Origin of the sequence: Streptococcus equinus (assembly GCF_049393735.1) — a bacterium.
In the GTDB taxonomy this organism is placed as follows: Bacteria; Bacillota; Bacilli; order Lactobacillales; family Streptococcaceae; genus Streptococcus; species Streptococcus equinus_G.
Window position 1 is genome coordinate 1,703,150 of the sequence record NZ_CP185946.1, and the last position, 25,124, is coordinate 1,728,273.

Sequence of the window (25,124 nt, forward strand, 5' to 3'; positions counted from 1 at the left end):
GCAACTTATTCATAAAAAGATAAATAATCCACTGTAAATTCAAGTTTCTCAAACTCATCATCAGTCAAGCCGCACTGCTTAGCAAATTCCCTTTTGAATTCGCTGTATGGCATACGCGTTCGACATAACCAACGATTGCCCGTAGTGATATACCATTTTCCCAGATGCTGAACTTTCTTTGAAAATACCAATCTTCTTGACAATCGGAATTGATTAATCCCGTAAACTCTTACGGGGTAGCTCGTTGGAGAAAGAATTCCCCTAATAAAATTTTTTATACCAACAGTCATCATATCTCCCATTTTCCCTTCACACTGTTAGCTATATTATAATCCTTTTTTATCAAAAAAACCGTCAAAGTCGCAAACGGTCGTTTTTTCGTCGTAAACGGTAAAAATCATCGTTTCAGAAATTTACTCATCATAAAACAAAAAGATCGAATCCTGTAAGATTCAGTCTTCTCATTATTACAATCTCTAGTTTAGCGTATTTTTAATACGTATCGTCTGACAGAAATGATAAGCCACACTATCCGTTTCAACCGTGAGATTTGGATATTTTCGCATCATCTGATGAATCGTTGTAAGACCAATACCTCGACCATGTCCTTTACTTGAATAATCTTTTTGATAAATCAAATCAACAGGAACCTGCTCCTCTTTAGTCGTATTATCCACAATTAACACATAATCATCATCTTGATAAAAACAAGCAATCGTAATGGCTGGATTTTCTGCCTCAAGCGCAGCTTCAATCGCATTATCACATAAAATAGCAAGTATACGAATATAATCCAAAAGTGGCATTGCAGGTGCGCCAATCTCATCTTTTACTTCAAGATTGACCTCAATATGATTAGCCTCAGCTTCCAAAAATTTGGCAGACAATAAACTTTTTATCGCATCGTCATCGATATTAGCTAAACGCCCAATGTTAAACTTACTATTTTGAATAAAATCAGCTGAATCCGTCAACACAGAATCATAAATATGTCGAACAATCCCCATATCATTCTGCTCAATGCCCTCTTTCAAACTGGCTAAAATATTGGCATAATCATGTCTAAAAGCTCGTAATTCTTCATACAAGCCCTCAATCTGTTTACTATAAGCAGACAGCGAACGCAGCTCTTGCTCACGCGCTGAAGCAATCTCCTTTTCAAGCTTATTTTGGTAAGAGCGATTCATGTAAAATAGCATACTAATGAAAAATATAAAATATAAAAAAACTAACCATTGTCGATAGATTAAAGTTGGCACTTTCTCTTCAAAATCTACTGTAGTCAAATATTCAATCACAACATAATAAAAAATCATTGTAATATCTGTAAAAACTAATTTTTTACGTAATAATTTTGTTTCACTGATATCAATAAAAGTTTTAAAATCGATTTTTGATATTTTGATGCTTAAGAAGTAAAACAATAACACAGACAATTGTACAACGATAAACAATATATCATTTTTACTCAGACCAATATAATCTAATCCGAATATTGGAAGAACAAAAAGACTAATAGTCCTAATAATAATGCTATCAATAACCCATGGAAAGCTACCATTGAACATATGTAAAGATAACGGTAAGTCTTTTCTATTGAGATATGATAATAAAAATAATATTAATATTCTTCCCACGATAGTAGGAAATGATGTAATATCAATAACGAAAAATGACAATGATATCGTTACAATTTCCCGTAATTTTAGCTTTTCTCCTCTTACATTCGCAAAAATTGTCATGATAACAGGATAATAAACAAGCTGTGAAGCAAAATAAATCAAAAGCGCTTTTATCATCCACTCACCTCATTTCGCTCAAAATCATTTCCAATTGATGTTCTACACGAAATCCTTGTGTGGTATTCTTCTCAAGAATAAATATACCTACCATAAATCTCTTCCTACCTAAACTATTCTCTTGATTATCTAAAAATCAACAATCTCTATTATAAAAGAAATTGTATAAAAAAACACCTTAATCATAAACTGATATTTTTCAATATAAACAAAAAATAGACATTTTAGGAATGTTTTTTAACCTCTTAGGACATCAAGAAGCTATTAAAGCATTTTTCTGATAAAATAATCTTCGACTGGAGGTAAAACAGTTATGACAGAATGGAAAATGTCAGAGTTAGAATCAGTCAAAGAGTTGACTGATTCTGATTTGGAGAAGACAGTTGGAGGAGATAATATTCCTCTACTTACTGGTGTTGGTGATTGGTTTAATTTCTTTAAAGGAAAAACTAAAGACCGTACGTAACCAAAAAACATTCGACTAATTAGTCGAATGTTTTTTAATACGTATGGTTTGACAAAAATGGTAATTTTTACTATTTGTTTGAACAGAAAGATTGGAATATTTTCGCATCATCTGATGAATCGTGGTTAGCCCAATACCCCGACCATGTCCTTTGCTTGAATAATCTTTTTGATAAATCAAATTAACTGGGACACTTTCTTCCTTAGTCGTATTATCTACAATTAGCACATAGTCATCATCTTGATAAAAACAAGCAATCGTAATAGCTGGATTTTCTGCTTCAAGCGCTGCTTCGATGGCATTATCACACAAAATAGCCAACAAGCGAATGTAATCTAGTAGTGGAATATCCGGTACTCCAATCTTGTCTTTAACCTCTAAATTAACCTCAATATGATTGGCTTCTGCTTCTAAAAATTTAGCTGATAAAAGACTCTTTATAGCATCATCTTTGATATTAGCCAAGCGACCAATGTTAAATTTGCTATTTCGAATAAAATCTGCCGAATCCTCTAGAACAGAATCATAGATTTTTCGAACCAGCCCCATATCATCTTGATCAATTCCCTCTTTTAAGCTGACCAAGATATTCGCATAATCATGACGAAAGGCACGTAATTCCTCGTATAACCCCTCAACTTTCTTGCTGTAAGCTGATAAATATCTTAATTCTTGCTCACGGTCATTAGCAATCTCTTTTTCAAGTCTATTTTGATAAGAACGGTTCATGTAAACCAACATAAGAATAAAAAATATAAAATATAGAAAAACCAACCATTGTCGGTAAATTAATGTTGGAATTATCCCTCCAAACTCAATCTCTGCTGATGTCAAGAACTCAATCGCAATATAATAAAAAATCATTGTCACATTTGTAAAGACTAACTTTTTACGCAGTGATTTTATTTCACTAATCTCAATAAAAGTTTGAAAATCAATTTTTGATATTTTGATACTCAAAAGATAAACCAATAATACAGAAAATTGTACAATAACAAATAAAATTTTATTTTTACTTAGATCAATATAGTCTAGCTCTAATATTGGTAGAACAAAAAAGCTAATCATCCTAATAATAATGCTATCAATAACCCATGGAAAACAACCATTAAACATATGCAAAGATAGTGGCAAGTCTTTTCTATTAAAATAGGATAAGATATAAAATAATAATATCCTTACCATTGCGGTAGGGCACCAAATAATATCAATAACAAAAAATGACAATGATATCGTTATAATTTCTCGTAAGTTTAGTTTTTCTCCTCTTACATTCGCAAAAATTGTCATGATAACAGGATAATAAATAAACTGCGGAATATAATGAACAAAATAATCCAACATCCCATCACCTCATTTCTGCCATCAGTTTTTTAAGTTTGTCTCTTGAGACTTGGCAGTAAGAGCCGTTTTCGAAATAAGCTGTTCGGGTGCTTTTATCAAATTCAGTGACATTATTAACATTAATCACGAATGAGCGGTGACATTTGAACAGACGTTCATCTGATTTGGCAACCTCCGCAATCGTTCCGTAAAATTCAGTTTGACCAGTTTTTGTGTGTAAAATCACTCGGTGGACGGTTGGCGATGTTTCAAAATATAAAATATCATCGTAAGCTACACGAATTCTCGCTTTGGCAGTTTCAAAAAGGTAAGAATTCTCACCTAAATTTCCTTTTTGATGCTTAAGAGCTTCCTTCAAGCATAACTCTAGACGTTGTTCAAAAGCTGCATCATTTAAATTTTTATCAATGAAATCAATCGCACCAACCAACGAATGATAAGTTAAAAGCATAAACTCAGAATGAGTCGTTACAAAAGCAATAATAGCTGTCGAATCCTTCTCACGGATGGCTCTTGCCACGTCAATTCCTTGCTTTTCATCCCCTTTAATTTCTAAATCAAGAAAGAAAATCTGATGGCTCTTCTTTTCAGATGCTTTTGCAATAATATCCTCAGATGCCGCAAAAGCTTCCAAGTGCTGATAAGCCCAATTATTCTTTTCCATAATCGTCTCTATCTGTCGCTCAATACGAAATTGTTGCGTGATATTATCCTCAAGGATAAAAATATCTAACATAAATCTCTCCCTAAACAATTTTCTTAATCTGTAAAAGACTAACATTTCTATTATAAAGGAAACCTGTAAAAAAAGACAAGCCTGTCACAATTGACATTTTCCAAAAATAAAATCTGATAGACTCCTATCAGATTGATTTAAAGTGCTGAAAAACAGACGATTAAAGTAACTAAAAAAGTCACTACAGCAAGCCTACGATACATCTGACGATGACTTCTATCAATAAAATACAATGCACCGTAAACTAGCAACTCTATCAAAATCGCTACAAATAATTTTTGCATCATTAGTTCAAAATTCCTTTCTACAATCCCAATATCTCACAAAACGGCAAATAATCAATCGAGAACTCGACAGCTTGCGCATCATTATCTTTCAGTTTGGACATACTTAAAAAATTAGCTTGAAAGTCTTCAAAGGATAATTCCGAATGGCAAATCCAATGTTTCCCATTTGTAATGTACCATTTTCCTAATGACTTCAACTCTTTGGAAAACAAGACTTCTTTTTGTACATTGTCCAGCTTAATAACAAACACCTCTTCATGAGTGTTTTCAGGAAAGATAATTTTCTTTACAAAATTTTTAGCTCCAGATATAGCCATAGCTTTACCACCCTTCACTTAAAAAGTACTTTAATAGATATATTGTAAGCCTTTTCTTTTAATTCGTAAAGCAACTTAAAATAGCAAATCATCTTGATACACTAAACTATCCAAACTAACTTCAAATAGCTGTGCTAAACTAATCAAACTCATAAAATCTGGGGAATTTTCACCAATCTCCCATTTTGAAATGGCTTGATGACTTACTCCGATTCTAAGGTCTAATTCATTTTGTGACATATCTTTCATTAAGCGATGTTTCTTTATATTCTTAGATAATTGAATCTTATTATTCTTCATTAATTTTTCCTTTGCTAAACTTCATCAAGATTATCCCCAATAGAGAAATTAGTAGTCCGTATACTGAGAAATTATTTGTCTTAATACCTAGTTTAGGCAAAGTATTGCTGTTATTAGTTTTTATCTCTTTTTTAGAGAAGTCTTGTGAGCTTTCTGGAACACTAGAGGATTTTTCAGCAGTTTTAACATCATCTTGCGATGAAAAAATCACATTCTGAATATTAGAATCAGTTTTTGTTTCTTCAACTTCAAAAGCTGTCATTTCTGTATCATCTTCACTTGACTGTTCAGGCATTACTGTCATAACCGCTGGAATTTTTCCATAAAAGAGATAGTCATAAAGTTCTTGACCAGAAATACCGCCACCAATCCAAGCACTCAGGATTTGACCATTTTGTAAGCGAATAATAGTCGGCGTTCCCGGAATACCAATTGTTCCAAAGACAAATTCTACTGCTGCCTCATCAAAATCCTGACTATCAGTATTGTAATATTCTAAACGATTATTCATAAGAGTGTTGAAGTCTTTTAACTCTTGTGAAAACTGGCGACAATAATAGCAAGTTGGTCTACCAAAATAAATCACGTGCTCTTTGCCATCTTCTGTAAACATAGAATAAACATCAGTCATTGGAACTTGATTAAAGTCAGCAATATTTTCTTCATATTGAGGAATAGTGACTTCAGCTTCCTCTGCCTCATCTGATGTAGCTGCTGTAGTTTTCATTACTTCGATAGATTCCGTTGTAACCTCTGAATTCTCAATCACTTCAGAGGACAATATCTCGTCAGCTTTTTCAGATTGACTTTCTGAAATATCATTTGATGGCTCAATTATATCCGTCACAACATTTTCCACAGTATTATCCACAACTTCTGTCATATCAGTTGTAGATACAACCTCCTCATCAGCAAAGACCGGAGCGGTAGCCATTGATAAAACCGCTGCTGATAATAAAATTGTTGTTTTCAAAACATTCTTTTTCATAAAATCTCCCTTCAACTAAGATTGTTACCGCAATTAGCCGTTTCATTTTAACAAATTCTCTTGGAAATAAACGTTCAACTCTTAATTTGTTGTTTTTAAGCCATCCACGATAAAATTTGATTAAAACAAAAGCTGATAGGAAAGCTATCAGCTTGATATTTTAAAACATAAAGCCGCTTACTGCTAGTCCACGACCAAAGTTTTTCTTCAATTGACCATATGATGAAATACTTTTATAAAATTCTCTCACACCTATGCTCATTGTTGTTTTCTCAGAAATATTTTTTACGCTAATTTCCCGTAAACTTTCTGCCAACTTCATTAAATTTCTTTCAAATTCTTTCCCTGCTTCAATCTCATTTTTAAAATTGATAAGAGCTTTACGCTCATTTTCCTTAGTTTCAATATTTAAAATAAGATTATAAACTTGGTCCATAATTTGTTCTTTAGTTATTTGAGACATAAAAAACTCCTCTACGGTTTTCCAAAATATCCTCCACCAAGAGATGATACCCAACCATTTGCGATTACATCTGTTGTTGCTTGAAAAGCACCTTTAGTAACAACATAACCCCACTCACCATTACTATATCGACATGAGTATCCGTTTGCTGCGTAATAAACAGGCTTACAGTATCCTTTTCCTCCACCTTCAACAGTTGAAAGCTCTGCCTCTGTCATTGCGTCAAATTGTTCAAAAGTTTTTGTATTCATTTGAATACCTCCCAAAAATAATTTTGTCGTTGCAACTGACAGTTCTTAGTTTAGCATAAAATTTTGCTTATAAACGTAAATGTCGTAAACGGTTATTTTTTCGTCGTAAACGGTAATTCTTCAAAAAAATTTTACCGTTCGCGACTGAATTTTAACCGTTTACGACATTTGTGTTCACGATAACTCATTTTGTGGCATAATATCTTTTGACTCTGTTTTAGAAGGAATGGTTTTATGTGGAGATATAAATACGTTAGTCAGATTGATATGAGAGATTGTGGGGCGGCTGCTCTTGCTTCGGTCGCTAAACACTATGGCTCGCACTTTTCGCTTGCTCACTTGAGAGAATTGGCTAAGACTAGTAAAGAAGGCACAACTGCTCTTGGAATCGTCGAAGCGGCAAAGAAAATTGGTTTTGAAACACGCGCCATTCAGGCAAATATGGAACTTTTTGAAATGCCAGATATTCCTTATCCCTGTATCGTCCATGTCAATAAGCAAGGCAAGTTACAACATTACTATATCGTCTACAAAGCCAAAAAAGATTCTCTAATCATCGGTGACCCCGACCCAAGCGTCGGTGTGATAAAAATGGCTAAAGCTGATTTTGCCAAGGAATGGACTGGTGTTGCCATCTTTCTAGCGCCAGCTCCTACATATAAACCGCACAAAGATAAGAAAAATGGTTTGAGTAGTTTTTTGCCGATTATCTTCAAGCAAAAAGCCCTCTTAACATACATCGTTCTTGCTAGCTTACTAGTAACGATTATCAATATTGTTGGTTCTTACTACCTGCAAGGCATTTTAGATGAGTACATTCCAAACCAGCTGCAATCTACCCTCAGCATTGTTTCCATTGGTCTGGTTGTCACTTATATCATGCAACAAATCATGAGCTTTTCACAACAATACTTACTGGTTGTTCTTAGTCAACGCTTGACTATCGATGTGATTTTATCTTATATCCGTCATATTTTTGAACTGCCCATGTCGTTTTTTGCGACAAGACGAACTGGGGAGGTTATTTCACGATTTACCGACGCCAATTCTATTATCGACGCGCTTGCTTCAACTATTCTTTCTATCTTTTTAGATGTCAGTATTTTAATTATCGTTGGAAGTGTTTTGATTCTGCAGAATACTAAATTATTCTTTCTCACTCTAGTTGCTCTTCCAATCTATGCCATTATCATCTTCGCTTTTATGAAGCCGTTTGAGCGTATGAACCATGACGTCATGCAAGCAAATTCCATGGTCAGCTCTGCTATTATTGAAGATATCAACGGAATTGAAACCATCAAGTCACTCACTAGTGAAGAAACTCGCTATCGCAATATCGATAGTGAATTTGTTGGTTATTTGGACAAAAGTTTCACTCTTAGTAAATATGAAGCACTCCAAACGTCATTAAAACAGGGAGCACAGCTGATTTTAAACGTTGCTATTCTTTGGTACGGTTCACATCTAGTTATGACAGGGAAAATTTCTGTTGGGCAGTTGATTACTTACAACACTCTCTTATCTTACTTCACAAATCCGATGGAAAATATTATTAATTTACAGACTAAATTGCAGTCAGCTAAAGTTGCCAATAATCGACTTAACGAAGTCTATCTCGTCTCTTCTGAATTTGACAATAAAGAAGTCTTTAACAACAAAGACTTTCTCAAAGGTGACCTTGTCTTTGATGATGTTTCTTATAAATACGGCTTTGGACGTGATACGCTGAGCCATATTAATCTCTCTATTACAGAAGGTGAAAAAGTTAGCCTAGTCGGTGTTAGCGGCTCAGGTAAAACCACCCTTGCAAAAATGATGGTTAATTTTTACAGCCCAAACCAAGGAAACATCACCCTAGGTGGTTATGATTATAAAACCATTGATAAAAAAATTCTTCGACAACATATCAACTATTTGCCTCAGCAATCTTATGTCTTCTCAGGAAGCATTTTAGAAAATCTAACCTTGGGAGCTTCTGACAATATCACACAGGAAGATATTATCAAAGCTTGTGAAATTGCAGAAATTCGATCAGACATCGAAGCGATGCCGATGGCTTATCACACTGAACTTTCAGACGGAGCTGGTTTATCAGGTGGTCAGAAGCAACGTCTTGCTATTGCACGCGCTCTACTCACCAAAGCTCCTGTTTTGATTTTGGATGAAGCAACAAGTGGACTTGATGTGCTAACTGAAAAACGAGTTATCCACAATTTACTATCTCTGTCCGACAAAACTATTATCTTCGTAGCCCATCGTTTGAGCATCGCAGAACAATCAGACCGTGTATTGGTACTTGATAAGGGGAAAATCGTTGAAGAAGGACATCACAAGCAACTTATGAAAAATCAAGGCTTTTATGCTCAGCTATTTCAACATTAAGGAGGAATCATGAACCCTAAATTATTTCAATCGGCTGAATTTTATCACAGACGTTATCATAATTTCGCAACACTTCTGGTTCTTCCAATGACAATTTTCTTGATTTTTTTAATATTGTTCTCTTTAATAGGAAGAAAAGAAATCACCGTGACCTCTGTTGGCAGTCTTCGACCTACAAAAATCATCGACGTCGTCCAATCGACAAGTAACAACACCGTAATTGATAATCAACTTTTAGAAAATAAAATGGTCAAAAAAGGAGATTTGCTCGTTAAATACTCCGACAAAATGGAAGACAATCAATTAAAAGCTATCCAGACTCAAATCGAGCGTGATGAGCGTAAACAAAATGATTTGAATACCTTGAAAGAAAGTCTTAACCAAGGAAAAAATCTTTTCACAGGTGAGGATGAATTTGGTTGCGCTGCAACTATTGATTGTTTTCTTAGTCAAAGTAAAACCATCACAGCCCAGGTTGCCCAAACTAACAACTCTGTTGCCAAACAAGAAGCTGGTGTTAGCCGAGCAAATGCTGCAGTGAACAAACAAATCGGTGAACTTCAAACGCAAGCCATCCAATATCAAGAAGTTAAAGATGCCATTCAGAGCAATCAGACAAGTATTTCTGGTGCTAATCCTTACACAACAACTCTCAATAGCTATTTAAGTCAAAGTCAAGCTCTTACTGGTAATGATGCCAGCAGCAAAGAAAATATTAAAAATCAGTTTTTAGCAGACCTTCAAGGGCAAATTGATAACATTAATTCCTCTATTTCAAGTTTACAGACTCAAGCAGCTTCAAACTTTTCAACAGGAAGTTATGATACTAGCGCCAGCAGCCAAATTGAGAGTCTTCGTCAGCAAGAATTAACCCAAACTGAAACACAATTAGCTCAGGTAACACAAGAAAAAGAAAGCCTACAAGCTCAACTTGACCAAACAAACCTTTCAAAATCTGATACTATCTTAAAAGCTAAAGAAGATGGAATTTTACATGTTTCTAGTGAATTTGAAGGGAAGACTCTTCTTCCACAAGGAAGTCAAATTGCAGAAATCTATCCTGATATTAGTAAAACTCAACAAATTGCTATTCGATATTACGTTGACTCCACTCATGTAAGCCAACTCAAAAAAGGACAGACTGTACGTCTGACTCTTGAAAAGATTAGCAACCAGACCATTAATATCGAAGGAAAAATCAATAAAATCGCAAACTCTGCTACCCAGACTAAAGACGGGAATTTCTTTGAAATCACTGCAAGAGCAGACGTCGATAAAAAAGATAGTACTCATTTAAAATATGGTTTACAAGGCAAGACCATCAGTGTTATCGGCAAAAAAACATTCTTTAACTACTACAAAGACAAGCTCTTAAAAGATTTTCAATAAGAAAAGCCAGCTAAATTAGCTGGTTTTTTATAAAATATTCTTAGTTATTTTCCTTTAAATTTAGCAAACTTCAAAATTAACAGAATAACATATCTTTCCCATATAGCTGTAACTGCAATAATAGATAGAATCCAACCGTATTTTTCCAAAAATATTTTCACTGTTACAACCTAAGCGTACGCATCAATAAAAAAAGTAAGCTTTATAGCCTACTTTCTCTTTGTATCATCTTATAGATGATGAATTTTCAAAGATAGGTTTCTCCCATATATCGCAAGTAGCTAAGGTTTCCCTTTCATTGCAACGACTTTCTTAGCAACACTGCGATTAAAGTCCTTTTGTCATTTAAATCTCCTGGAAATGACGTGTCATGTGACTGACATATTTTATTGTATCAGAAATTTTGCCAAATAAACGTAAATGTCGCAAACGGTCGTTTTTTCGTCGTAAACGGTAAGTTTTTCATGATTTTTACTACCTTTCAAAGAAAATAAATGTAATCAGATGCCAGCTAAGATAAATATTCCACGCCATGTGAACAAGAATTGATGGATAGATTGACCGTGTTTTTCTAAAAAGAATCGCTAAAATTAAACCAAGAAAAGCATAGTTTTTAAATACCTCTAAACTCAAACCATAAGAAGATAGATGAGCTACTGAGAACATTACAGCAGATAGTAAGCAATCTAAGTAAAACTTTGATTTCTCAAAAAAGCTAGTCATCAAAACACCACGATAAACTAACTCTTCTAGGATTGGTCCGATAATAAAGGGTTGTAATGCGACCAAAAACGCCAATGGGGAATCACGGAAAAATAATAAATCATTTTTTATATCTCCACCAACAAATAAAAGATTACTGAAGTAAGCGTATATCACCCCAAAAGCAAGCAAAGTTACTAAATAATCTAAAGGTTTTAGTGGTCTTATTTGAAATATTTCTGGTCTTCTTCGTCTTAGGTATATCACCAGTACAATAATAAATAGGATGGTAAAAATATTAAGAAGAGGGTAATGATATTCCGTTAATGGTAAATCAAATCGCTCTAAAATAGTAAACATTACAAACTTTAATCCAAATAGATGATAATAGATAAAAAATATTGCCAACAGTTTTGGAGCAAGTAAGTTCTTTACTTTTTCTATCATAAATACTCCTTTTTAGAAATCAAATTTTATATTTAATTTAGTAAAACCAAAATAATTCTTGGAAGATAATTTACCAAAGCATGCAGTAATATTGGATAATAAATTGATTTTGTCCACCTAAAAGTCACACCTAAAGAAAGTCCCGCAGGAATATATTGAACAAAATCTAACCACGACCACGCTGACCAGATAACATGGATAGACGCAAAACAAACAGTAGATACTAAAATATCTAGGTAGTAACGTGAATTATTAAAATAAGTTGTCATCAAAATACCGCGATAAAATAGTTCTTCATTTATAAGAGTAATCACGCCTCCCCACAAAAGCTTCACAAGTAGACTACTCTCTGATGCACCTAACCTGCTATTATTCAGTAATTGCTGGTTCATTGGCAACGGCAAATAATAAGCAAGAACAACAGAAAGAACAATGTTTCCCAAAGACAATAAAATAATTATCCCAATATAATGATACTTGAAACTCACTTTAAAAAACTTTTTCCCCTCTTGCTTAAGCAAATAGGACACCATCAACAAAAATACAAAAGTAAAATAACTGCACAAAAAAATCAGTTTGTGAAAATCATCGGTAGCATATTTTATAAATACTTGTCTTAATAATCCTGGCAAAAGGTAAAAAAAGATAACATAAAAAATAAGAGGAAAAGTCAGGAAAAAAACTCGCTTTCCTCTATCATCATCTAAAAAAAGATGATTCAACAAACAATCATTCCTCCATTAACGCCACTTGCGATTGAACACCAATCAACTTTCGTCCACCAAGGTTGATCAGGTTTTAATTTACCGCCTCCTCCAGCAAATACCTGATTTCCACCTTCAATACGCACAAGGGCTTCAGTTGTCATTGTGTCAAATTGTTGAAACGCTTTTGTATTCATGTAAATATCTCCCAAGTTATTTTTGTCATCGCGATTGACAAGATTCATTTTATCAGAATTTTCGCAAAATAACGTCAATGTCGCAAACGGTCGTTTTTTCGTCGTAAACGGTAAGTTTTTTTGAATTTTTTACCATTCGCGACTAAATTTTGACCGTTTATGACTTTTGCGTTTATAAACAAGATTTTATGGCATAATAGAAATGTTAATTATTAACAAGGGAGTTTAGGAGAAAATGTATTTCACATTGATTTATCACTTTATGACATTGCAACAATGGCACGATATTGCTTCAACGGTAATGAATTTCATTAATCATATTTAAACTAAAAAACCAGCTCTATGAGCTGGTTTTTGATTTATAATCCGACTTCTTTTAAAGCGTCAGCTAATTTTGCAAAGTCTGCAATTGAAAGAGCTTCGCCTCGAATAGATGGCTTGATTTCTGCAATTTCAAGTGCTTTTTCAAGTTTGGCTTTTGTTTCCTCTGCTTTTCCGAAGTGACTTGTCAAATTGTTCCAAAGTGTTTTACGACGGTGAACAAAACTGATTTTCGCAACGCGGAAGAAGAAGTCTTCGTCTTTGACTTTAACAAGTGGTTCTTCACGGCGAGTCATTTTCAAAATCGCTGAGTCAACATTTGGTGCTGGCACAAACACTGTACGTGGCACGATGAAAGCAACTTTTGCTGTCATGTAATATTGCACAGCAATTGATAGCGAACCGTAAGCTTTAGTGTTTGGCTCTGCTGAAATGCGGTCTGCCACTTCTTTTTGCATCATCACGACAAATTCCGCAAATGGGATTTTTGATTCAATCAAGTGCATCAAGATTGGTGTTGTGATGTAGTAAGGAAGATTTGCTACGACCTTGATTGGAAGGTCTGGGTTAGCAAATTCTTTGATACGGCTTTGTAGGTCTGATTTCAAGATATCTTCGTTAATCACTTTGACATTATCAAAATCGCGGAGCGTATCAGCCAAAATCGGAATCAAACGGTCGTCAATTTCAAACGCCATAACTTCAGCAGCATTTTCAGCCAAAAATTCTGTCAATGCACCGATACCAGGACCAATTTCAATAACATTGACGTTTTTGTCAATTTCAGCAGTATCTACAATCTTTTGAAGAATGTTAGTGTCTGTCAAAAAGTTCTGTCCAAATGATTTTTTAAAAGTAAATCCATGACGCTCAAGGACAGCACGCGTCACGCTGTAATCTGCAATTCTCATAGTATTCTTCCTTATCCACAGGTTATCCCCAGAATAAAGATTTCTTTCCTTTCGTTTCTATCAATCTAGGTTCTTATTGTATCACATTTGGCTCAATCGCAAAATACTGCGACGCTTTCGCATAGTTGCTGTGATATGTAACTGTTTTTCAAGGTAATTGGTATTCAGTCGCTTTTTCTTTGCTTCTCTTGGTAAATAGAGATACAGGCACTCACTACCAGCTTTCAAGATTTCAGCACCAAAATCCGTCTCTAGTAGTTCATTTAATATCTCTTGGTCAAGCTGGTCATTGGTAAATACCAAGTGAACACGTGAGTCATCGTAGTTTTGATCAAATGGACTTTCAGCAAGAGCCGTCGTAAACTGGTCTTGCGTTTTGAGGATAACCGATAAATCAGCACCGATTTTTGCCTGAATCGTATCATGAATCAATGCACAAACGTCATCGTCAGACAAGCTTGTCTCAAAAACGATATTGCCACTCTGAATATAAGTCTTAACATTTTCAAGACCTGCTTCTGTTAAAATCTCTACCAGATAAGTCATTTTAGGGATTCGATTTTGACCAACTGGCGTAACTCCTCTTAAAAGAGCGACTTTTTTCATATTAGTATTTCTCCATCGCTTCTTCTACTTCGGCTAGAGTGATGCCAAAGAGTTCTAGGCGTTTGAGGAGTTGTTTGCCGTTGCTGTAGCCGATGCGGAGTTCTTCGCCAAGGTATTCACGGCGTTTACGACTGTCGCCTCCCATCAAAAGTCCTAAGCGCATCAAATCAGCTCTTGTGATATCGAATTGATTGTCATCATCAAAGTTTCCTAAAACACCTTTGAGCGCTTTTTGCAAGTCTTCGAAGTTTGCGTGTTCTACTCCAAGTGAGCGACCTTTGCTTTTTGATTTTGGAACGGCTTCGCCACGATTTAGAAAAGCGTGCTTCACATTTGGAATAGCATTCATGATGATTTTACGAATGCGTTCGCCATTATAATCAGGGTCTGTAAAGACAATAACACCACGAAGGTCATTTAGTTTTTCAATGCGTTCAAGGTCATCATCATTGATAGCAGAGCCTCGTGTTTCGTAAGTGTCCACGTCGTAAAAGCGGCGCAAATTTGCAGTATCGTCTTTTCCCTCAACGACTAGGACTTCTTGAATTTTAATTTTTTCAGTCACAGTTAAATAACCTCTTTGCATTGTCTGATGTTGCTTTTGCTACTTCCTCGCTTGTTAATCCACGAAGTTCAGCAATTTTATCCACTACATAGCGTGTGTAAGCTGTGCGATTTTCACGACCTCGTTTTGGAACTGGGGCAAGATAAGGCGCATCTGTCTCAACCAAAATCTTATCCAGTGGTAATTTTTGCGCAGCTTCTTGAACATCAAGAGCTTTTTTAAATGTGACAACACCTGAAAATGAGATCATCATGCCAAGCTCGACAAAGCGCTCTGCCATTTCCAAAGAACCAGAAAATGAGTGAATAATCCCACCACGTGGTCCAACACCGACCTCTTTGATAACTTTGTAAGTATCTTCCATAGCATCACGAGTGTGCACGATAAAAGGCATATTATGCTCTTTAGAAAGTTGAATCTGACGTTTGAAAACCTCAATTTGAACGTCTTTTGGGTCTTCCATCCAATAATAATCAAGTCCAATCTCACCAAGACCAATCACTTTTGGGTGTGAGAGATTTGAGACAATCATGTCCTCAATTTCTTGATTATAAGAACCTGCTTCAGTTGGGTGCCAACCGATTGTAGCATAAATTTCAGGGTATTCTTCAGCTAACTCAATAGCTCGTTTAATAGTTGGTGCATCAAATCCAACAACATTGTGTCGAGTGACGCCCATTTCTTTTGCAAGAGCCAATTCTTCTGCTTCACGACCAGCAAAATCATCAGCATTTAAATGCGTGTGTGTATCGAAAATTTCCATGGTTTTATTATAACACAGACCGCAAGAGAGACCAAAGTATGTGAGAGGAAAACATTATTTTTTACCCAATTGTTGAATATTCTGTGGATAAAGTAGGATTATTTTCCCCCTGTGGATAACTTTGGTGAAAGGTAACTACTTATCGTATTAAAAAACAGCTAAGTTTACTTAGCTGTTTTTAGTTTTATAGCATTGTAATGTACCAGTTTGTTTCACCGATTTTTTCAATCAGGTCAAGTTGTTGTTCGCCCCAGTACATGTCTTCTTCTTCGTCTTTGTAATAATCTTTTAAAAGATCATATGTTGTTAAGTCGTCTTTAGCGAGTTCAACGATGCCTTTCAAATAAGCTAAACCATCAACAGAGACTTGTAAGTCATACTTAACCCACTCAATTGCATCTGTGTAGACAGGAGTTTCTTCCTTAGCACCATTTTTAACTGCTCCGCCTAAATCCAAGATTCGATCAATGCACTTACCGACGTAGTCACGTTCTTCGTTAGCATGTTCAGCGTATTTGTCAGCTAATTTTGTAAAGCCTTGTGATGCAAAAATTTTTGACTGAATGGCGTGCCCATCTGCTTGTTGAGAGAGAGCTGTTACAATTGTTTGAAGTGCTTCAAGTAATTTTTCATTTGCCATAATCTGCCTCCTGATTCTTTTTCACCTTGATTCTATCACAAGCGTTTTCAAAATACCAAAGTTAGCTTCTGTCTTCTCATAACATCTAAAACTCGCACAATATAACCCCTTAACTTGTGGTGAGCAAGCTAAGGGGTTCAGGGTAATAATATATTCTATTTTTTCAGAGTAAACACAATCTAAAAGGTTGTTTTACACATTTTTAAGGAGTCAAAATTGTTGAATTAATGTAAAAATTGAATAAGGATTCCTCCTAGAATGAGGACAATTGCACCGCCAAGTCGATTAGCCATTTGGGCAAAGGCAATCATTTCCATGCGGTCTGCTGCTGATAGTACAGCGATATTTCCTGTACCACCCATAGAGTTGTTAATCATACCAGCTCCAATAGCTGTTTCCACTGGATACATGCCAAGAACTTGGCCTAAAATCCAGCTTGCAAGTCCCATTGAAACAACTGATGTCAAGCTGATAAGGACAAATTGCCATGTCATAGCTTGCGCAAGAGAGGTTAAATCAATCATGGCAAGACCAATACCAGCAAGAACGGCATGCGTCAGATTTGTCATGATAACTCGGTTAAACATGACAACAGTTTCTTCCAACTCTTTTGGCACAATATCAAGTGCTTTGAGGACAAACACAATGATAATCATAAAGGCATAACTGTGCACTTTTGGAACAAAGGCATTAAGGATAACACCGACAAGGAAAAGGGCAAAGGCAATCATCATCCCAACACCAATTTTGGTAGGATCGAGGGTTATGGTTGATTTTTTCAAATCATCTTTATCCACAGGAATAAGCACACCGTGTCCATTAAATTTTGTATTGGCAAAGCCACGCGCAAGCACAATAGCACCGATAATCGCAAAAATATTACCAAGTGTTGTTGCTGGCGCTAATTGTGACAAGATGCTTGAAGCATTTGCGTGAAGTCCTGCTGCATAGATTTTTGATAAAGGAACAATACCTGCTCCCATTCCACCTGCCATTTGTGCAAAGGAGATATACATGACAGAGTGACCAAAGCCCTGACCAAGAAGGGCACCTACAGCACCTGTTGCAAAGAATCCGACAACCATAGATAAAAGAGCAACAGGAATAAATTTAGCAGAAGCTTTCACCAAAAGTTTGCGGTTCATTCCCAAAATAGAACCACAGATTAAAGCAGCAATGTAAAAATCTAAGAATCCCCAGTCACTCATAAAGCTTGATGTTGCTTCAACAACAGATTTTGGCACAAGACCTGTTGCAGCAAGCACCGCTGCTACGAGTAGGGTAAATACTGAGCCACCACCAAGGTAAGTATTCCAAAACGGTAATCTCTCACCAAGGAAATAAAAGAGGTGACCTAAAACAACTAACATAAAGGTAATTCCCACCATGTTCAGTGGCAATTTTCCCATAGCAATAACAACAGCTAAAATGATAACCAGAGCCGTATAAAGCGGTAGAGAAAGACCTGCAATTTTAGTATCTTTTAATTTTTTCATACGAATGGTTATCCTCCTAAATTAATATTTTGGATACCATTTAAGGTCGCGAACAGCTTTAGCCATATCTTTTTCTTCAGCTTGAGCCAAACCTTGTTCTTGAGCTTTTTTAGCAACTGCTTCTGCAACTTTGATAGACACTTCAGCAACGTATTGGAATGGTGGAAGAACAGGTGCACCTGGTTGACCTGGATCTACAAGACCGCTAAGTGAGTGAGCAGCCGCACCAATCATTTCATCTGTAAGAAGTGAAGCTTCAGATGCCAACATACCAAGACCAAGACCTGGGTAGATCAAAGCATTATTTGCTTGACCGATTTGGTAATCAACACCTTTGTAGCTTACTGTACCTGAAGGTACACCAGTCGCAACGAATGCTTTACCGTCTGACCATTCAATAACTTGCTCTGCTGTAGCTTCTAATTTCTTAGTTGGGTTAGAAATTGGGAAGATAACTGGGCGTTCAGTGTTTTCACACATTGCTTCAACCACTTCTTTAGTGAAGGCACCAGCATCAGTTGATGTACCAACCAAGATTGTTGGTTTAACTGTTTTAATAACATTAAGAAGGCTAGTCATGTCACCGCAGTCAGCGAAGTCTTCACGTTTTTTAGCAAATGGTTTTTGAGCAGGTGTCAAATCTTCCATGTCATCAAAAAGAAGACCTTGTTTGTCAATCATGAAGAAGTGTTTGTAAGCTTCTTCTGGAGTCAAACCTTCTGAAACCATTTCAGCGTGAACACGGTCAGCAATACCAGCACCAGCAGAACCACCACCGTAGCAAAGGTAAACTTGGTCAGTTAGTTTTTCACCAGTGATGTCCATAGCACCGAAGATACCACCAAGAACAACAATACCAGTACCTTGGATGTCATCGTTAAATGTTGGAATTTCTTTTTTGTATTTGTTAAGAATGTTAGCAGCATTTGAACGACCGAAATCTTCCCAGTGAAGGTACAATTTAGGGAACATGTTTTCTGCTGTTTGAACAAATTTGTCGATAAATTCGTAGTATTGGTCACCAGTGACACGTTCGTGGCGGTTACCAAGATACATTGGATTTTCCAAAAGTTCTTTACGGTTTGTACCAGCATCGATAACAAGTGGCATAACTGAAGCAGGGTCAATACCAGCTGCAGCTGTGTAGATCATCAATTTACCAACAGAGATATCTACACCTTGGACACCCCAGTCACCAATACCAAGGATACCTTCAGCATCTGTTACAACAATCAAACGGATGTCACGGTCACCAGCAGCATTGCGCAAAGTTTCTTCAATATTTTCTGGGTGGTTAATATCAAGGTATGCAGCGTATTGTGGGTCAACGTACAATTCACTGTATTCTTCGATTGTTTCAGCGATAACTGGATCGTACACAATTGGGTTAAATTCAACAATGTGTTGGTTGAATAGGTAGTAGAAAAGTGTACGGTTAGTGTTGAAGATTTCCATCAAGAAATGACGTTTTTCAAGATTTGATGGTTTACGCAAGAAATGTTGGTAAGCTTGTTCAGCTTGTTCTTCAATTGTTTGAACGTAAGGTGGCAAAATACCTAGCAAGCCAAGTTCTTTACGTTCTTCCATAGTAAAGGCAGTCCCTTTATTTAAAAATGGGTTATTTAAAATTTCATGTCCACGCATGACTTTTCCTCCTAATAGGCTATTTAAATATGTAGAAAGATCTTATGCGGGTCATTATAAACTGCCAAACTTCTTATAGTCAAACACGTTACTTTTGATAAAAAATATTTATAAGTAGATTGAAAAAGATTATGGTAAAATAAGGCAAGGAGGTAAGCATGAATTTACGTGATTTAGAATATTTTTACCAGCTTGGAAAATTAAAATCTTATACTGGTGCTGCACAATATTTCAAAGTCAGTCAACCAACGATTTCTTACGCTATCAAGCGCTTGGAAAAAGAATTAGGCTGTGATTTAATCATCAAAGACCCGTCACATCGCACAGCTGAATTAACCTTGCAAGGAGATATTTTTCAAAGTCACGTTGAAGATGTCTTACTACAAATCAAAACGGCTGTTAATGAGGTGCACCAGTCACTCAAACCTATGATGACCGTCGGTTTTCCACCGATTATCGGAAATTATGTTTTGACCGAACTTTTACAAAAAAATGAAGAGCTCACACCATTTTCTAAAGTTAAAGCCATTCGTGGTGGTTCAAATAGTCTCATGATGAAACTACTTGATGGACAAATCGATTTTAGTTTGTTGGGCTCACTTGCGCCAATCAAAAACGATTTACTGGTCATCAAACAACTTTTCAAAAAAGAATTTTACGTAGTGCTTTCTAAAAATCACCCACTAGCAGACCGAAAAGAACTTGCATTTCAGGATATTCTCTCTGAAAACTTTATTCTACTCGATGAGCACAATATGCATCTGACAGCATTCAATCAGCTTAATCACCGTTATCATGATCAAGCAAACATCCTTTTTAAAATCGATGATGTCTCAGTCATCAAACAAATGGTCGCTGAAAACATGGGCATTTCACTGCTATCTGATATCGCTCTTAGCAGCGACTCTGACCAACTGGTCAAGATTCCTCTTGCCAAAGAAGATAGAATTTCATTTTATGTCAGCTATGCCCACTCTAAACACGCAGGCTTATCAAAAGAAATCAAACAACTCATCACTTTGATTGAAAAAGTCTCATAACAATAAACCTCAACCCAAAAGGGTTGAGGTTTTAGTTTAATTCTTAATAAAATGAATCGGGGCTTTTAGTGTATTTAGCCCATTTTTTGCTTAGAAATCGGTTGTTAATCTGATAAGTTGGCGCTGTACTTTCTTTATCTAGGAATGGTTCGACGGCTTTATCCATAGCAACCCAACCATTCCACCCCATGTGGATAGTGTCTTGCATGAAGTAGGCTTTGTCACCGTCTTTTGAAAAATCAGCAATGTGTTCAAATCCTTGACTTTTCAGCTGGTATTTAATCTTTTCAACTGATTTTTGATACATGTCTTGATTAAGACCAGTATAGTCAGACCATTTGCTATTAACTGGTGGGATAATAAAAAGTACGTCCGTATTATTTTGGGCAAATTGATTTAGTACAAGCTGCAAATCGTTATATTCTGGTGATTTTAGATAGTTAAATCTCGTTTGAGAATTTTTTAAACGTTTAAATTGCGGCTTGATACGCATATTATAAAAAGTATTATCAATGCCAAAACTATTGCCGCGGCTTGAGTTTTTTCCATCTGCAGTTGCAATTTTTTCAAGCTGTGGATAAGTCGAATTTTCTGGTAACAGTTTAGCTTGTGGTTTGACGGTTCCATCATAGTTATCAACAATTGACAGCTGGCTGAACAGGACGTCTTCCTTTTGGAAAAACATATCTTTATAACTGAGTTTTTTCAGCTCTGCTTTGGTTAACGATTTACCTGCTGCAACTTTTTCCATCAAATCTTGATAAGATGACTCAGGATAAAGTTTCAAAAATCGTTTAGCAGCGTAGCGGTCGCAGGCTGAACCTGTTTGATTTTTCAAGAAATCAATTGCTTGTCCACTGCTGAAAAATTCTTGAAAAGCTGCTGCATTTGCCCCTTTAGCCGTGAACCATTGCGGTGAAATAAAGTATACGACTTGTTTATTTTTTAACTCTTTATCAATCTGCTGAATGCCAAAATAGTGTGTCAAAGAGGCAGAACCTCTTTGTCCAAGCAAATATGGTGTGTAGCTTCTATGATAGGCTTCAGCGAGCACTGACGGGTGCATTTTATCAAGACGCAACCATTCACTAGAGCCGAAAAAAGGAACAAAACGATGTTTTGAATCACTCAAGGCACGCACTTTCTTGTACTTACTTTTAAAACCTGTCTTGGTTAAAGAAACAGCATCTTTTTTCTCAGCTGTTAAAGAATGTGAATGTGTTGACGATGGGACGCAAGCTAACAGCATGACAACCATCAACATTGCGCAGATAACTGGTCCTAGGATTTGCCATAGGCGTTTAAGCATTACGAAGCTCCTCTACTCCAGCGATAATTTTATTAGCAGTATTCCAATCGTCGCGACCAAATTCTGAAACCGGAATATTGATGTCAAAATGACTTTCCAACTCAACGATTAGTTCAACAGTTCCCATACTATCAAGGACTCCTGCATCAAACAAATCTTCATCCATCATGTCAGACACATCTTCCATAAAAAGATCATCAATAATTGCTAGCACTTCTGATTTAATATCCATTTTTTAACTCCTTTTTAGTAATAAAATATCTCATTTCACAGGTGGTTTTGGAAACCATAATTGATCCAAGAACCCTGAAAATAGTAAGAATGACAACATCACAACATTAAATGTGATGAAAATTCCCAAGCCTTGTGTCCACTTGTTATCTGGAAGAGGAGACAAGCCTTGTTTTTTACGGTCACGGTTGATTTTTTTCTTCTTACGAACCCAAGCATCATTAATCACAAGACCAACTCCGTGGAACAAGCCGTAAGCAATGTAATACCAAGTCAAACCGTGCCAGAATCCCATGATTAGCATGTTGATAATATAAGCAACACTTGAGGTTACGTTACGATTTTTAAAGACTTTGTGTTTAACGAGCACTTTAACTAAACGCATAAAGACAAAATCACGGAACCAGAAAGAAAGGCTCATGTGCCAACGATTCCAAAATTCTTTCAAATCACGAGATTTAAAGGGGTGATTAAAGTTGACTGGGCTTTTAATTCCCATAAGATTTGAAATAGCAAGAGCAAACATGCTATAGCCTGCAAAATCAAAGAACAAATCAAGTCCATAAGTGTACATAACACCAAGCGTCGCAATATTGAAGATACCACCCATTTGCAAAGCCATTTCTTTCAACGGTATCAACAACAAAGTGCCAAAGATATATGCCAAAATAAACTTGTAAAGAAAACCTAACATCAAATAATGCACGCTTTCTTCAAGCATATCTAAGAGTTCATCTCTTTCAGGAATGTTCTCATAATCATCATTGAAACGATTGAAACGGTCAATCGGCCCACTTGAAAAGGTCGGCATAAAGAGCATAAATCGCAAGAATTGCCATGGGCTAAATTCTTTCAGGACACCGTCACGTACTTCCATGATCGTCCCAACCGCACGGAATGTTAAATAGGAAATTCCTAAAAATCCGAAAAGTGATTGATGATTATCAATAGTCATTAAAGGTGTGACTTTTGTCCAAGCTAAAGGCAAAATAGCCAAAAAGACACTGATGTAAAAGACCCAGTTGTTATCATATTTTTTACGATAAAGCTGGTAAGCAAAGACCAAAACAACTTGCCAAACAACATAAGCTAACAAGGAAATAATCTGATTCAAATCTTTTCCCGTAAGCATCAAAATGATAAACGCAAGACTTACTACAGCTTCATAAATTGGAAAACGACGTTTGAAAAATAGTCCGATAAAAATAGGTAAAACTGCCAAAATCAGATAAAAGAAATACTGTGGGTTACCATACGCTTCCAAATGTGGCAATTGATGAACAATAGTAATCATCGATTATTTACCTCGTTCATCAATCCTTTAATATCAATTTTCCCATTTGGTGTTAGAGGCAAACTTTCACAATAAATAAATTTTGATGGCATCATGTAGTCCATCATGATATTTTTCAAGTCTTCTTTGATGGCTTTTGTGATATCTAGCTGACGTTCGAATTGTTCAGCAACACCTTCTTTTAGCACAACGTAGGCTAAAAGATTTTGAACCTTGTGGTCTTTATTGTAACGAGGAACAGCAACAGCTGACTTGATGTAATCTGATTTGTTAAGATTTTGTGAGACTTCCTCAAGTTCAATACGGTAGCCGTTGAATTTAATTTGGAAATCCATGCGTCCGCCATAAAGTAGCAAACCTTGGTCAGTCATCACACCCAAATCTCCTGTATGATAAGCTGGCAAACCTTCAAATTCAAAGAATGCTGCTTTAGTGCGTTCAGGGTTATTGAGATAACCTTTAGATACCGCTGGTCCAGATACAATGATTTCACCTTGCGTACCATTTGGCACAGCTTTGCCATTTTCATCGATAACAAAAGTCGGTGAGTCAGCTTTTGTGTAGCCAATTGGCAGACGTTTACAAGTCTCTAACATCTCATCTGTAATCGCAACGGCAGAAAGTGCAACAGTGGCTTCTGTTGGACCATAAGCATTAACAATGCGTGCTTTCGGGAAACGACTGCGCAATTTTTGAGCTGTCTTAACCGTTAATTCTTCCCCATCAAAGTAAAAATGCGTCAAGTTTGGCAAGGTTTCTTGGTTGAAATCATTTGACAACATAGCCATATCTGCAAATGATGGTGTCGACGTCCACACACCAATCGGCAATTGATTGATTGTTTCAAACAGACGTTTAAAATCAGTTGTTAAATCTTTTGGCAAAGCATAAAGTGTCCCACCAAGTGCAAGAGTCGGTGCCCAGTACATCACTGACAAGTCAAATGAATACGGCGGTTGCGCTAGCATTTGTGGACGTTGTGGAACTGAGAATTCCTTGTCAGAAATCATCCAATTCGTAAAACTTAGCAAATTATCATGAGAAATTTGCACACCTTTTGGCTTGCCTGTTGTTCCAGACGTGAAGATGATGTAGTAATTATCGTCACCTTTAACTGAGTGTGTCAACTCGTAGTCTGATTTTTGTGCAAAGATATCTTTTAACTGCTCCAACTTAATCACTGGAACTGAAACTTCTATCGGAAAATCATCAATAGCAACAATCAAACTTGGCTTTGCAACTTCTAAAATAGCTTCAATACGTTCAAGAGCTGAGTGTTGGTCAACTGGAATATAAGCGTGACCAGATTTTGTCAAAGCCACAAAAGTTGCTAACATTTCATATTCTTGCCCACCGAAAACAAGAACTGGAGATTTTTCTTCCAGCTTCAACAAATCAATATAGGCTGCTAGTGAATCTGAATTTTCCTTTAAATCACGGTAAGTATGAACATCTCCCAAAATGTTATAAACAGGAAAATCAGCCTGTGTTTGAGCAAAATGCTCAATGCTTTCAATCATATCGCGTAACAT

The 25,124-nt window shown here is 36.2% G+C and carries 27 protein-coding genes; 4 read left to right on the forward strand and 23 right to left on the reverse strand.

Annotated features, from left to right (window positions below):
* Positions 1–5: 5 nt before the first annotated feature.
* Both ACNTMY_RS08520 and ACNTMY_RS08525 read right to left on the reverse strand, forming a co-directional pair.
* Positions 6–293 carry a DUF3884 family protein gene (locus tag ACNTMY_RS08520; RefSeq protein WP_423216127.1) on the reverse strand — a complete coding sequence of 96 codons (288 nt, stop codon included), beginning with the start codon at positions 291–293 and terminating at the stop codon, positions 6–8.
* A 183-nt stretch (positions 294–476) separates the two neighbouring features.
* Positions 477–1,799, reverse strand: a complete 1,323-nt coding sequence (locus ACNTMY_RS08525) for a sensor histidine kinase (protein ID WP_423216128.1) — start codon at positions 1,797–1,799, stop codon at positions 477–479.
* A 313-nt stretch (positions 1,800–2,112) separates the two neighbouring features.
* On the opposite strand from ACNTMY_RS08525, the gene ACNTMY_RS08530 reads away from it, so the two are divergent.
* Positions 2,113–2,265 (forward strand): hypothetical protein, encoded by a 153-nt coding sequence (locus ACNTMY_RS08530; RefSeq protein ID WP_420543561.1) that lies wholly within the window; start codon positions 2,113–2,115, stop codon positions 2,263–2,265.
* Between the two features lie 15 nt (positions 2,266–2,280).
* On the opposite strand, the gene ACNTMY_RS08535 is transcribed toward ACNTMY_RS08530, so the two are convergent.
* The 7 genes from ACNTMY_RS08535 to ACNTMY_RS08565 all read right to left on the reverse strand — a co-directional run bounded on the left by ACNTMY_RS08535 (position 2,281) and on the right by ACNTMY_RS08565 (position 6,951).
* Positions 2,281–3,609, reverse strand: a complete 1,329-nt coding sequence (locus tag ACNTMY_RS08535) for a sensor histidine kinase (RefSeq protein WP_423215020.1) — start codon at positions 3,607–3,609, stop codon at positions 2,281–2,283.
* Between the two features lie 4 nt (positions 3,610–3,613).
* Positions 3,614–4,345 carry a response regulator transcription factor gene (locus ACNTMY_RS08540; protein WP_423215021.1) on the reverse strand — a complete coding sequence of 244 codons (732 nt, stop codon included), beginning with the start codon at positions 4,343–4,345 and terminating at the stop codon, positions 3,614–3,616.
* Between the two features lie 304 nt (positions 4,346–4,649).
* Positions 4,650–4,949: a DUF3884 family protein gene (locus ACNTMY_RS08545; protein WP_423216129.1), complete on the reverse strand. Its 300-nt coding sequence runs from the start codon at positions 4,947–4,949 to the stop codon at positions 4,650–4,652.
* A gap of 75 nt (positions 4,950–5,024) precedes the next feature.
* Positions 5,025–5,249, reverse strand: a complete 225-nt coding sequence (locus ACNTMY_RS08550; RefSeq protein WP_423216130.1) for a helix-turn-helix domain-containing protein — start codon at positions 5,247–5,249, stop codon at positions 5,025–5,027.
* Positions 5,239–6,237 (reverse strand): thioredoxin family protein, encoded by a 999-nt coding sequence (locus tag ACNTMY_RS08555; protein ID WP_423216131.1) that lies wholly within the window; start codon positions 6,235–6,237, stop codon positions 5,239–5,241. The genes ACNTMY_RS08550 and ACNTMY_RS08555 overlap by 11 nt, the downstream gene beginning before the upstream one ends.
* 160 nt (positions 6,238–6,397) lie before the next feature.
* A complete protein-coding gene (locus ACNTMY_RS08560) occupies positions 6,398–6,700 on the reverse strand; it encodes a bacteriocin immunity protein (protein WP_039697854.1) in 303 nt (100 codons plus the stop codon).
* An 11-nt stretch (positions 6,701–6,711) separates the two neighbouring features.
* The gene (locus tag ACNTMY_RS08565; RefSeq protein ID WP_423216132.1) at positions 6,712–6,951 is read right to left on the reverse strand and encodes a garvicin Q family class II bacteriocin; all 240 of its coding nucleotides are present in this window, start codon (positions 6,949–6,951) and stop codon (positions 6,712–6,714) included.
* Between the two features lie 234 nt (positions 6,952–7,185).
* Here ACNTMY_RS08565 and ACNTMY_RS08570 point away from each other — a divergent pair, with 234 nt between their 5' ends.
* Together ACNTMY_RS08570 and ACNTMY_RS08575 are read left to right on the forward strand one after the other, a co-directional pair.
* Entirely contained in the window at positions 7,186–9,333 is a 2,148-nt protein-coding gene (locus ACNTMY_RS08570; protein WP_423216133.1) for a peptide cleavage/export ABC transporter, read from the forward strand.
* A gap of 9 nt (positions 9,334–9,342) precedes the next feature.
* Positions 9,343–10,722 carry a bacteriocin secretion accessory protein gene (locus tag ACNTMY_RS08575; RefSeq protein WP_423216134.1) on the forward strand — a complete coding sequence of 460 codons (1,380 nt, stop codon included), beginning with the start codon at positions 9,343–9,345 and terminating at the stop codon, positions 10,720–10,722.
* Positions 10,723–11,196: 474 nt separating this feature from the next.
* Here ACNTMY_RS08575 and ACNTMY_RS08580 read toward each other — a convergent pair whose 3' ends face one another.
* From ACNTMY_RS08580 to ACNTMY_RS08625, 10 genes are all read right to left on the reverse strand, one after another.
* On the reverse strand, positions 11,197–11,871 hold the full coding sequence (locus ACNTMY_RS08580) for a CPBP family intramembrane glutamic endopeptidase (protein ID WP_133018006.1): 675 nt from the start codon (positions 11,869–11,871) through the stop codon (positions 11,197–11,199).
* A gap of 32 nt (positions 11,872–11,903) precedes the next feature.
* Positions 11,904–12,596 carry a CPBP family intramembrane glutamic endopeptidase gene (locus ACNTMY_RS08585; protein ID WP_234794538.1) on the reverse strand — a complete coding sequence of 231 codons (693 nt, stop codon included), beginning with the start codon at positions 12,594–12,596 and terminating at the stop codon, positions 11,904–11,906.
* Complete coding sequence (locus ACNTMY_RS08590) at positions 12,590–12,772, reverse strand: ComC/BlpC family leader-containing pheromone/bacteriocin (RefSeq protein ID WP_420543568.1); 183 nt, start codon at positions 12,770–12,772, stop codon at positions 12,590–12,592. Before ACNTMY_RS08590 ends, ACNTMY_RS08585 begins: the two co-directional genes overlap by 7 nt.
* A gap of 359 nt (positions 12,773–13,131) precedes the next feature.
* Positions 13,132–14,004: a 16S rRNA (adenine(1518)-N(6)/adenine(1519)-N(6))-dimethyltransferase RsmA gene (gene rsmA, locus ACNTMY_RS08595; protein ID WP_021143191.1), complete on the reverse strand. Its 873-nt coding sequence runs from the start codon at positions 14,002–14,004 to the stop codon at positions 13,132–13,134.
* A gap of 81 nt (positions 14,005–14,085) precedes the next feature.
* Positions 14,086–14,610 carry a DUF1697 domain-containing protein gene (locus ACNTMY_RS08600; RefSeq protein ID WP_423216135.1) on the reverse strand — a complete coding sequence of 175 codons (525 nt, stop codon included), beginning with the start codon at positions 14,608–14,610 and terminating at the stop codon, positions 14,086–14,088.
* A 1-nt stretch (position 14,611) separates the two neighbouring features.
* Positions 14,612–15,175 carry a ribonuclease M5 gene (gene rnmV / locus ACNTMY_RS08605; protein WP_033153739.1) on the reverse strand — a complete coding sequence of 188 codons (564 nt, stop codon included), beginning with the start codon at positions 15,173–15,175 and terminating at the stop codon, positions 14,612–14,614.
* Entirely contained in the window at positions 15,168–15,938 is a 771-nt protein-coding gene (locus ACNTMY_RS08610) for a TatD family hydrolase (RefSeq protein ID WP_423216136.1), read from the reverse strand. The genes rnmV and ACNTMY_RS08610 overlap by 8 nt, the downstream gene beginning before the upstream one ends.
* A 184-nt stretch (positions 15,939–16,122) precedes the next feature.
* Positions 16,123–16,578, reverse strand: a complete 456-nt coding sequence (locus ACNTMY_RS08615) for a ferritin-like domain-containing protein (protein WP_423216137.1) — start codon at positions 16,576–16,578, stop codon at positions 16,123–16,125.
* A 224-nt stretch (positions 16,579–16,802) separates the two neighbouring features.
* The gene (locus ACNTMY_RS08620; protein WP_423216138.1) at positions 16,803–18,074 is read right to left on the reverse strand and encodes a 2-hydroxycarboxylate transporter family protein; all 1,272 of its coding nucleotides are present in this window, start codon (positions 18,072–18,074) and stop codon (positions 16,803–16,805) included.
* A gap of 21 nt (positions 18,075–18,095) precedes the next feature.
* Positions 18,096–19,718: a malolactic enzyme gene (locus ACNTMY_RS08625; protein WP_004233312.1), complete on the reverse strand. Its 1,623-nt coding sequence runs from the start codon at positions 19,716–19,718 to the stop codon at positions 18,096–18,098.
* A gap of 158 nt (positions 19,719–19,876) precedes the next feature.
* Between ACNTMY_RS08625 and ACNTMY_RS08630 the strand changes: the two genes are divergently transcribed.
* The gene (locus ACNTMY_RS08630; protein ID WP_423216139.1) at positions 19,877–20,758 is read left to right on the forward strand and encodes a LysR family transcriptional regulator; all 882 of its coding nucleotides are present in this window, start codon (positions 19,877–19,879) and stop codon (positions 20,756–20,758) included.
* 43 nt (positions 20,759–20,801) lie between these two features.
* On the opposite strand, the gene dltD is transcribed toward ACNTMY_RS08630, so the two are convergent.
* From dltD to dltA, 4 genes are read right to left on the reverse strand one after another with little or no spacing between them, the layout of a single operon-like run.
* Positions 20,802–22,067, reverse strand: coding sequence for a D-alanyl-lipoteichoic acid biosynthesis protein DltD (gene dltD / locus ACNTMY_RS08635; RefSeq protein WP_423216140.1), 1,266 nt, complete (start codon positions 22,065–22,067; stop codon positions 20,802–20,804).
* Positions 22,060–22,299: a D-alanine--poly(phosphoribitol) ligase subunit DltC gene (dltC, locus tag ACNTMY_RS08640; RefSeq protein ID WP_021143198.1), complete on the reverse strand. Its 240-nt coding sequence runs from the start codon at positions 22,297–22,299 to the stop codon at positions 22,060–22,062. Before dltC ends, dltD begins: the two co-directional genes overlap by 8 nt.
* 30 nt (positions 22,300–22,329) lie before the next feature.
* Positions 22,330–23,592 carry a D-alanyl-lipoteichoic acid biosynthesis protein DltB gene (gene dltB, locus ACNTMY_RS08645; protein WP_423216141.1) on the reverse strand — a complete coding sequence of 421 codons (1,263 nt, stop codon included), beginning with the start codon at positions 23,590–23,592 and terminating at the stop codon, positions 22,330–22,332.
* Positions 23,589–25,124, reverse strand: a complete 1,536-nt coding sequence (gene dltA / locus ACNTMY_RS08650; protein ID WP_423216142.1) for a D-alanine--poly(phosphoribitol) ligase subunit DltA — start codon at positions 25,122–25,124, stop codon at positions 23,589–23,591. Before dltA ends, dltB begins: the two co-directional genes overlap by 4 nt.

Excerpts from the sequence above, each read along its gene's own strand:
- ACNTMY_RS08575 (WP_423216134.1), top strand. The coding sequence starts at position 9,343 with ATGAACCCTAAATTATTTCAATCGGCTGAATTTTATCACAGACGTTAT.
- ACNTMY_RS08540 (WP_423215021.1), bottom strand. The coding sequence starts at position 4,345 with ATGTTAGATATTTTTATCCTTGAGGATAATATCACGCAACAATTTCGT.
- dltD (WP_423216140.1), bottom strand. The coding sequence starts at position 22,067 with ATGCTTAAACGCCTATGGCAAATCCTAGGACCAGTTATCTGCGCAATG.
- rsmA (WP_021143191.1), bottom strand. The coding sequence starts at position 14,004 with ATGAGAATTGCAGATTACAGCGTGACGCGTGCTGTCCTTGAGCGTCAT.
- ACNTMY_RS08620 (WP_423216138.1), bottom strand. The coding sequence starts at position 18,074 with ATGAAAAAATTAAAAGATACTAAAATTGCAGGTCTTTCTCTACCGCTT.
- ACNTMY_RS08525 (WP_423216128.1), bottom strand. The coding sequence starts at position 1,799 with ATGATAAAAGCGCTTTTGATTTATTTTGCTTCACAGCTTGTTTATTAT.
- ACNTMY_RS08520 (WP_423216127.1), bottom strand. The coding sequence starts at position 293 with ATGATGACTGTTGGTATAAAAAATTTTATTAGGGGAATTCTTTCTCCA.
- dltB (WP_423216141.1), bottom strand. The coding sequence starts at position 23,592 with ATGATTACTATTGTTCATCAATTGCCACATTTGGAAGCGTATGGTAAC.
- ACNTMY_RS08570 (WP_423216133.1), top strand. The coding sequence starts at position 7,186 with ATGTGGAGATATAAATACGTTAGTCAGATTGATATGAGAGATTGTGGG.
- ACNTMY_RS08625 (WP_004233312.1), bottom strand. The coding sequence starts at position 19,718 with ATGCGTGGACATGAAATTTTAAATAACCCATTTTTAAATAAAGGGACT.
- ACNTMY_RS08550 (WP_423216130.1), bottom strand. The coding sequence starts at position 5,249 with ATGAAGAATAATAAGATTCAATTATCTAAGAATATAAAGAAACATCGC.
- ACNTMY_RS08615 (WP_423216137.1), bottom strand. The coding sequence starts at position 16,578 with ATGGCAAATGAAAAATTACTTGAAGCACTTCAAACAATTGTAACAGCT.
- ACNTMY_RS08590 (WP_420543568.1), bottom strand. The coding sequence starts at position 12,772 with ATGAATACAAAAGCGTTTCAACAATTTGACACAATGACAACTGAAGCC.
- ACNTMY_RS08565 (WP_423216132.1), bottom strand. The coding sequence starts at position 6,951 with ATGAATACAAAAACTTTTGAACAATTTGACGCAATGACAGAGGCAGAG.
- ACNTMY_RS08600 (WP_423216135.1), bottom strand. The coding sequence starts at position 14,610 with ATGAAAAAAGTCGCTCTTTTAAGAGGAGTTACGCCAGTTGGTCAAAAT.
- ACNTMY_RS08555 (WP_423216131.1), bottom strand. The coding sequence starts at position 6,237 with ATGAAAAAGAATGTTTTGAAAACAACAATTTTATTATCAGCAGCGGTT.
- ACNTMY_RS08580 (WP_133018006.1), bottom strand. The coding sequence starts at position 11,871 with ATGATAGAAAAAGTAAAGAACTTACTTGCTCCAAAACTGTTGGCAATA.
- ACNTMY_RS08560 (WP_039697854.1), bottom strand. The coding sequence starts at position 6,700 with ATGTCTCAAATAACTAAAGAACAAATTATGGACCAAGTTTATAATCTT.
- ACNTMY_RS08535 (WP_423215020.1), bottom strand. The coding sequence starts at position 3,609 with ATGTTGGATTATTTTGTTCATTATATTCCGCAGTTTATTTATTATCCT.
- ACNTMY_RS08545 (WP_423216129.1), bottom strand. The coding sequence starts at position 4,949 with ATGGCTATATCTGGAGCTAAAAATTTTGTAAAGAAAATTATCTTTCCT.
- ACNTMY_RS08630 (WP_423216139.1), top strand. The coding sequence starts at position 19,877 with ATGAATTTACGTGATTTAGAATATTTTTACCAGCTTGGAAAATTAAAA.
- dltC (WP_021143198.1), bottom strand. The coding sequence starts at position 22,299 with ATGGATATTAAATCAGAAGTGCTAGCAATTATTGATGATCTTTTTATG.
- ACNTMY_RS08530 (WP_420543561.1), top strand. The coding sequence starts at position 2,113 with ATGACAGAATGGAAAATGTCAGAGTTAGAATCAGTCAAAGAGTTGACT.
- dltA (WP_423216142.1), bottom strand. The coding sequence starts at position 25,124 with ATGTTACGCGATATGATTGAAAGCATTGAGCATTTTGCTCAAACACAG.
- ACNTMY_RS08610 (WP_423216136.1), bottom strand. The coding sequence starts at position 15,938 with ATGGAAATTTTCGATACACACACGCATTTAAATGCTGATGATTTTGCT.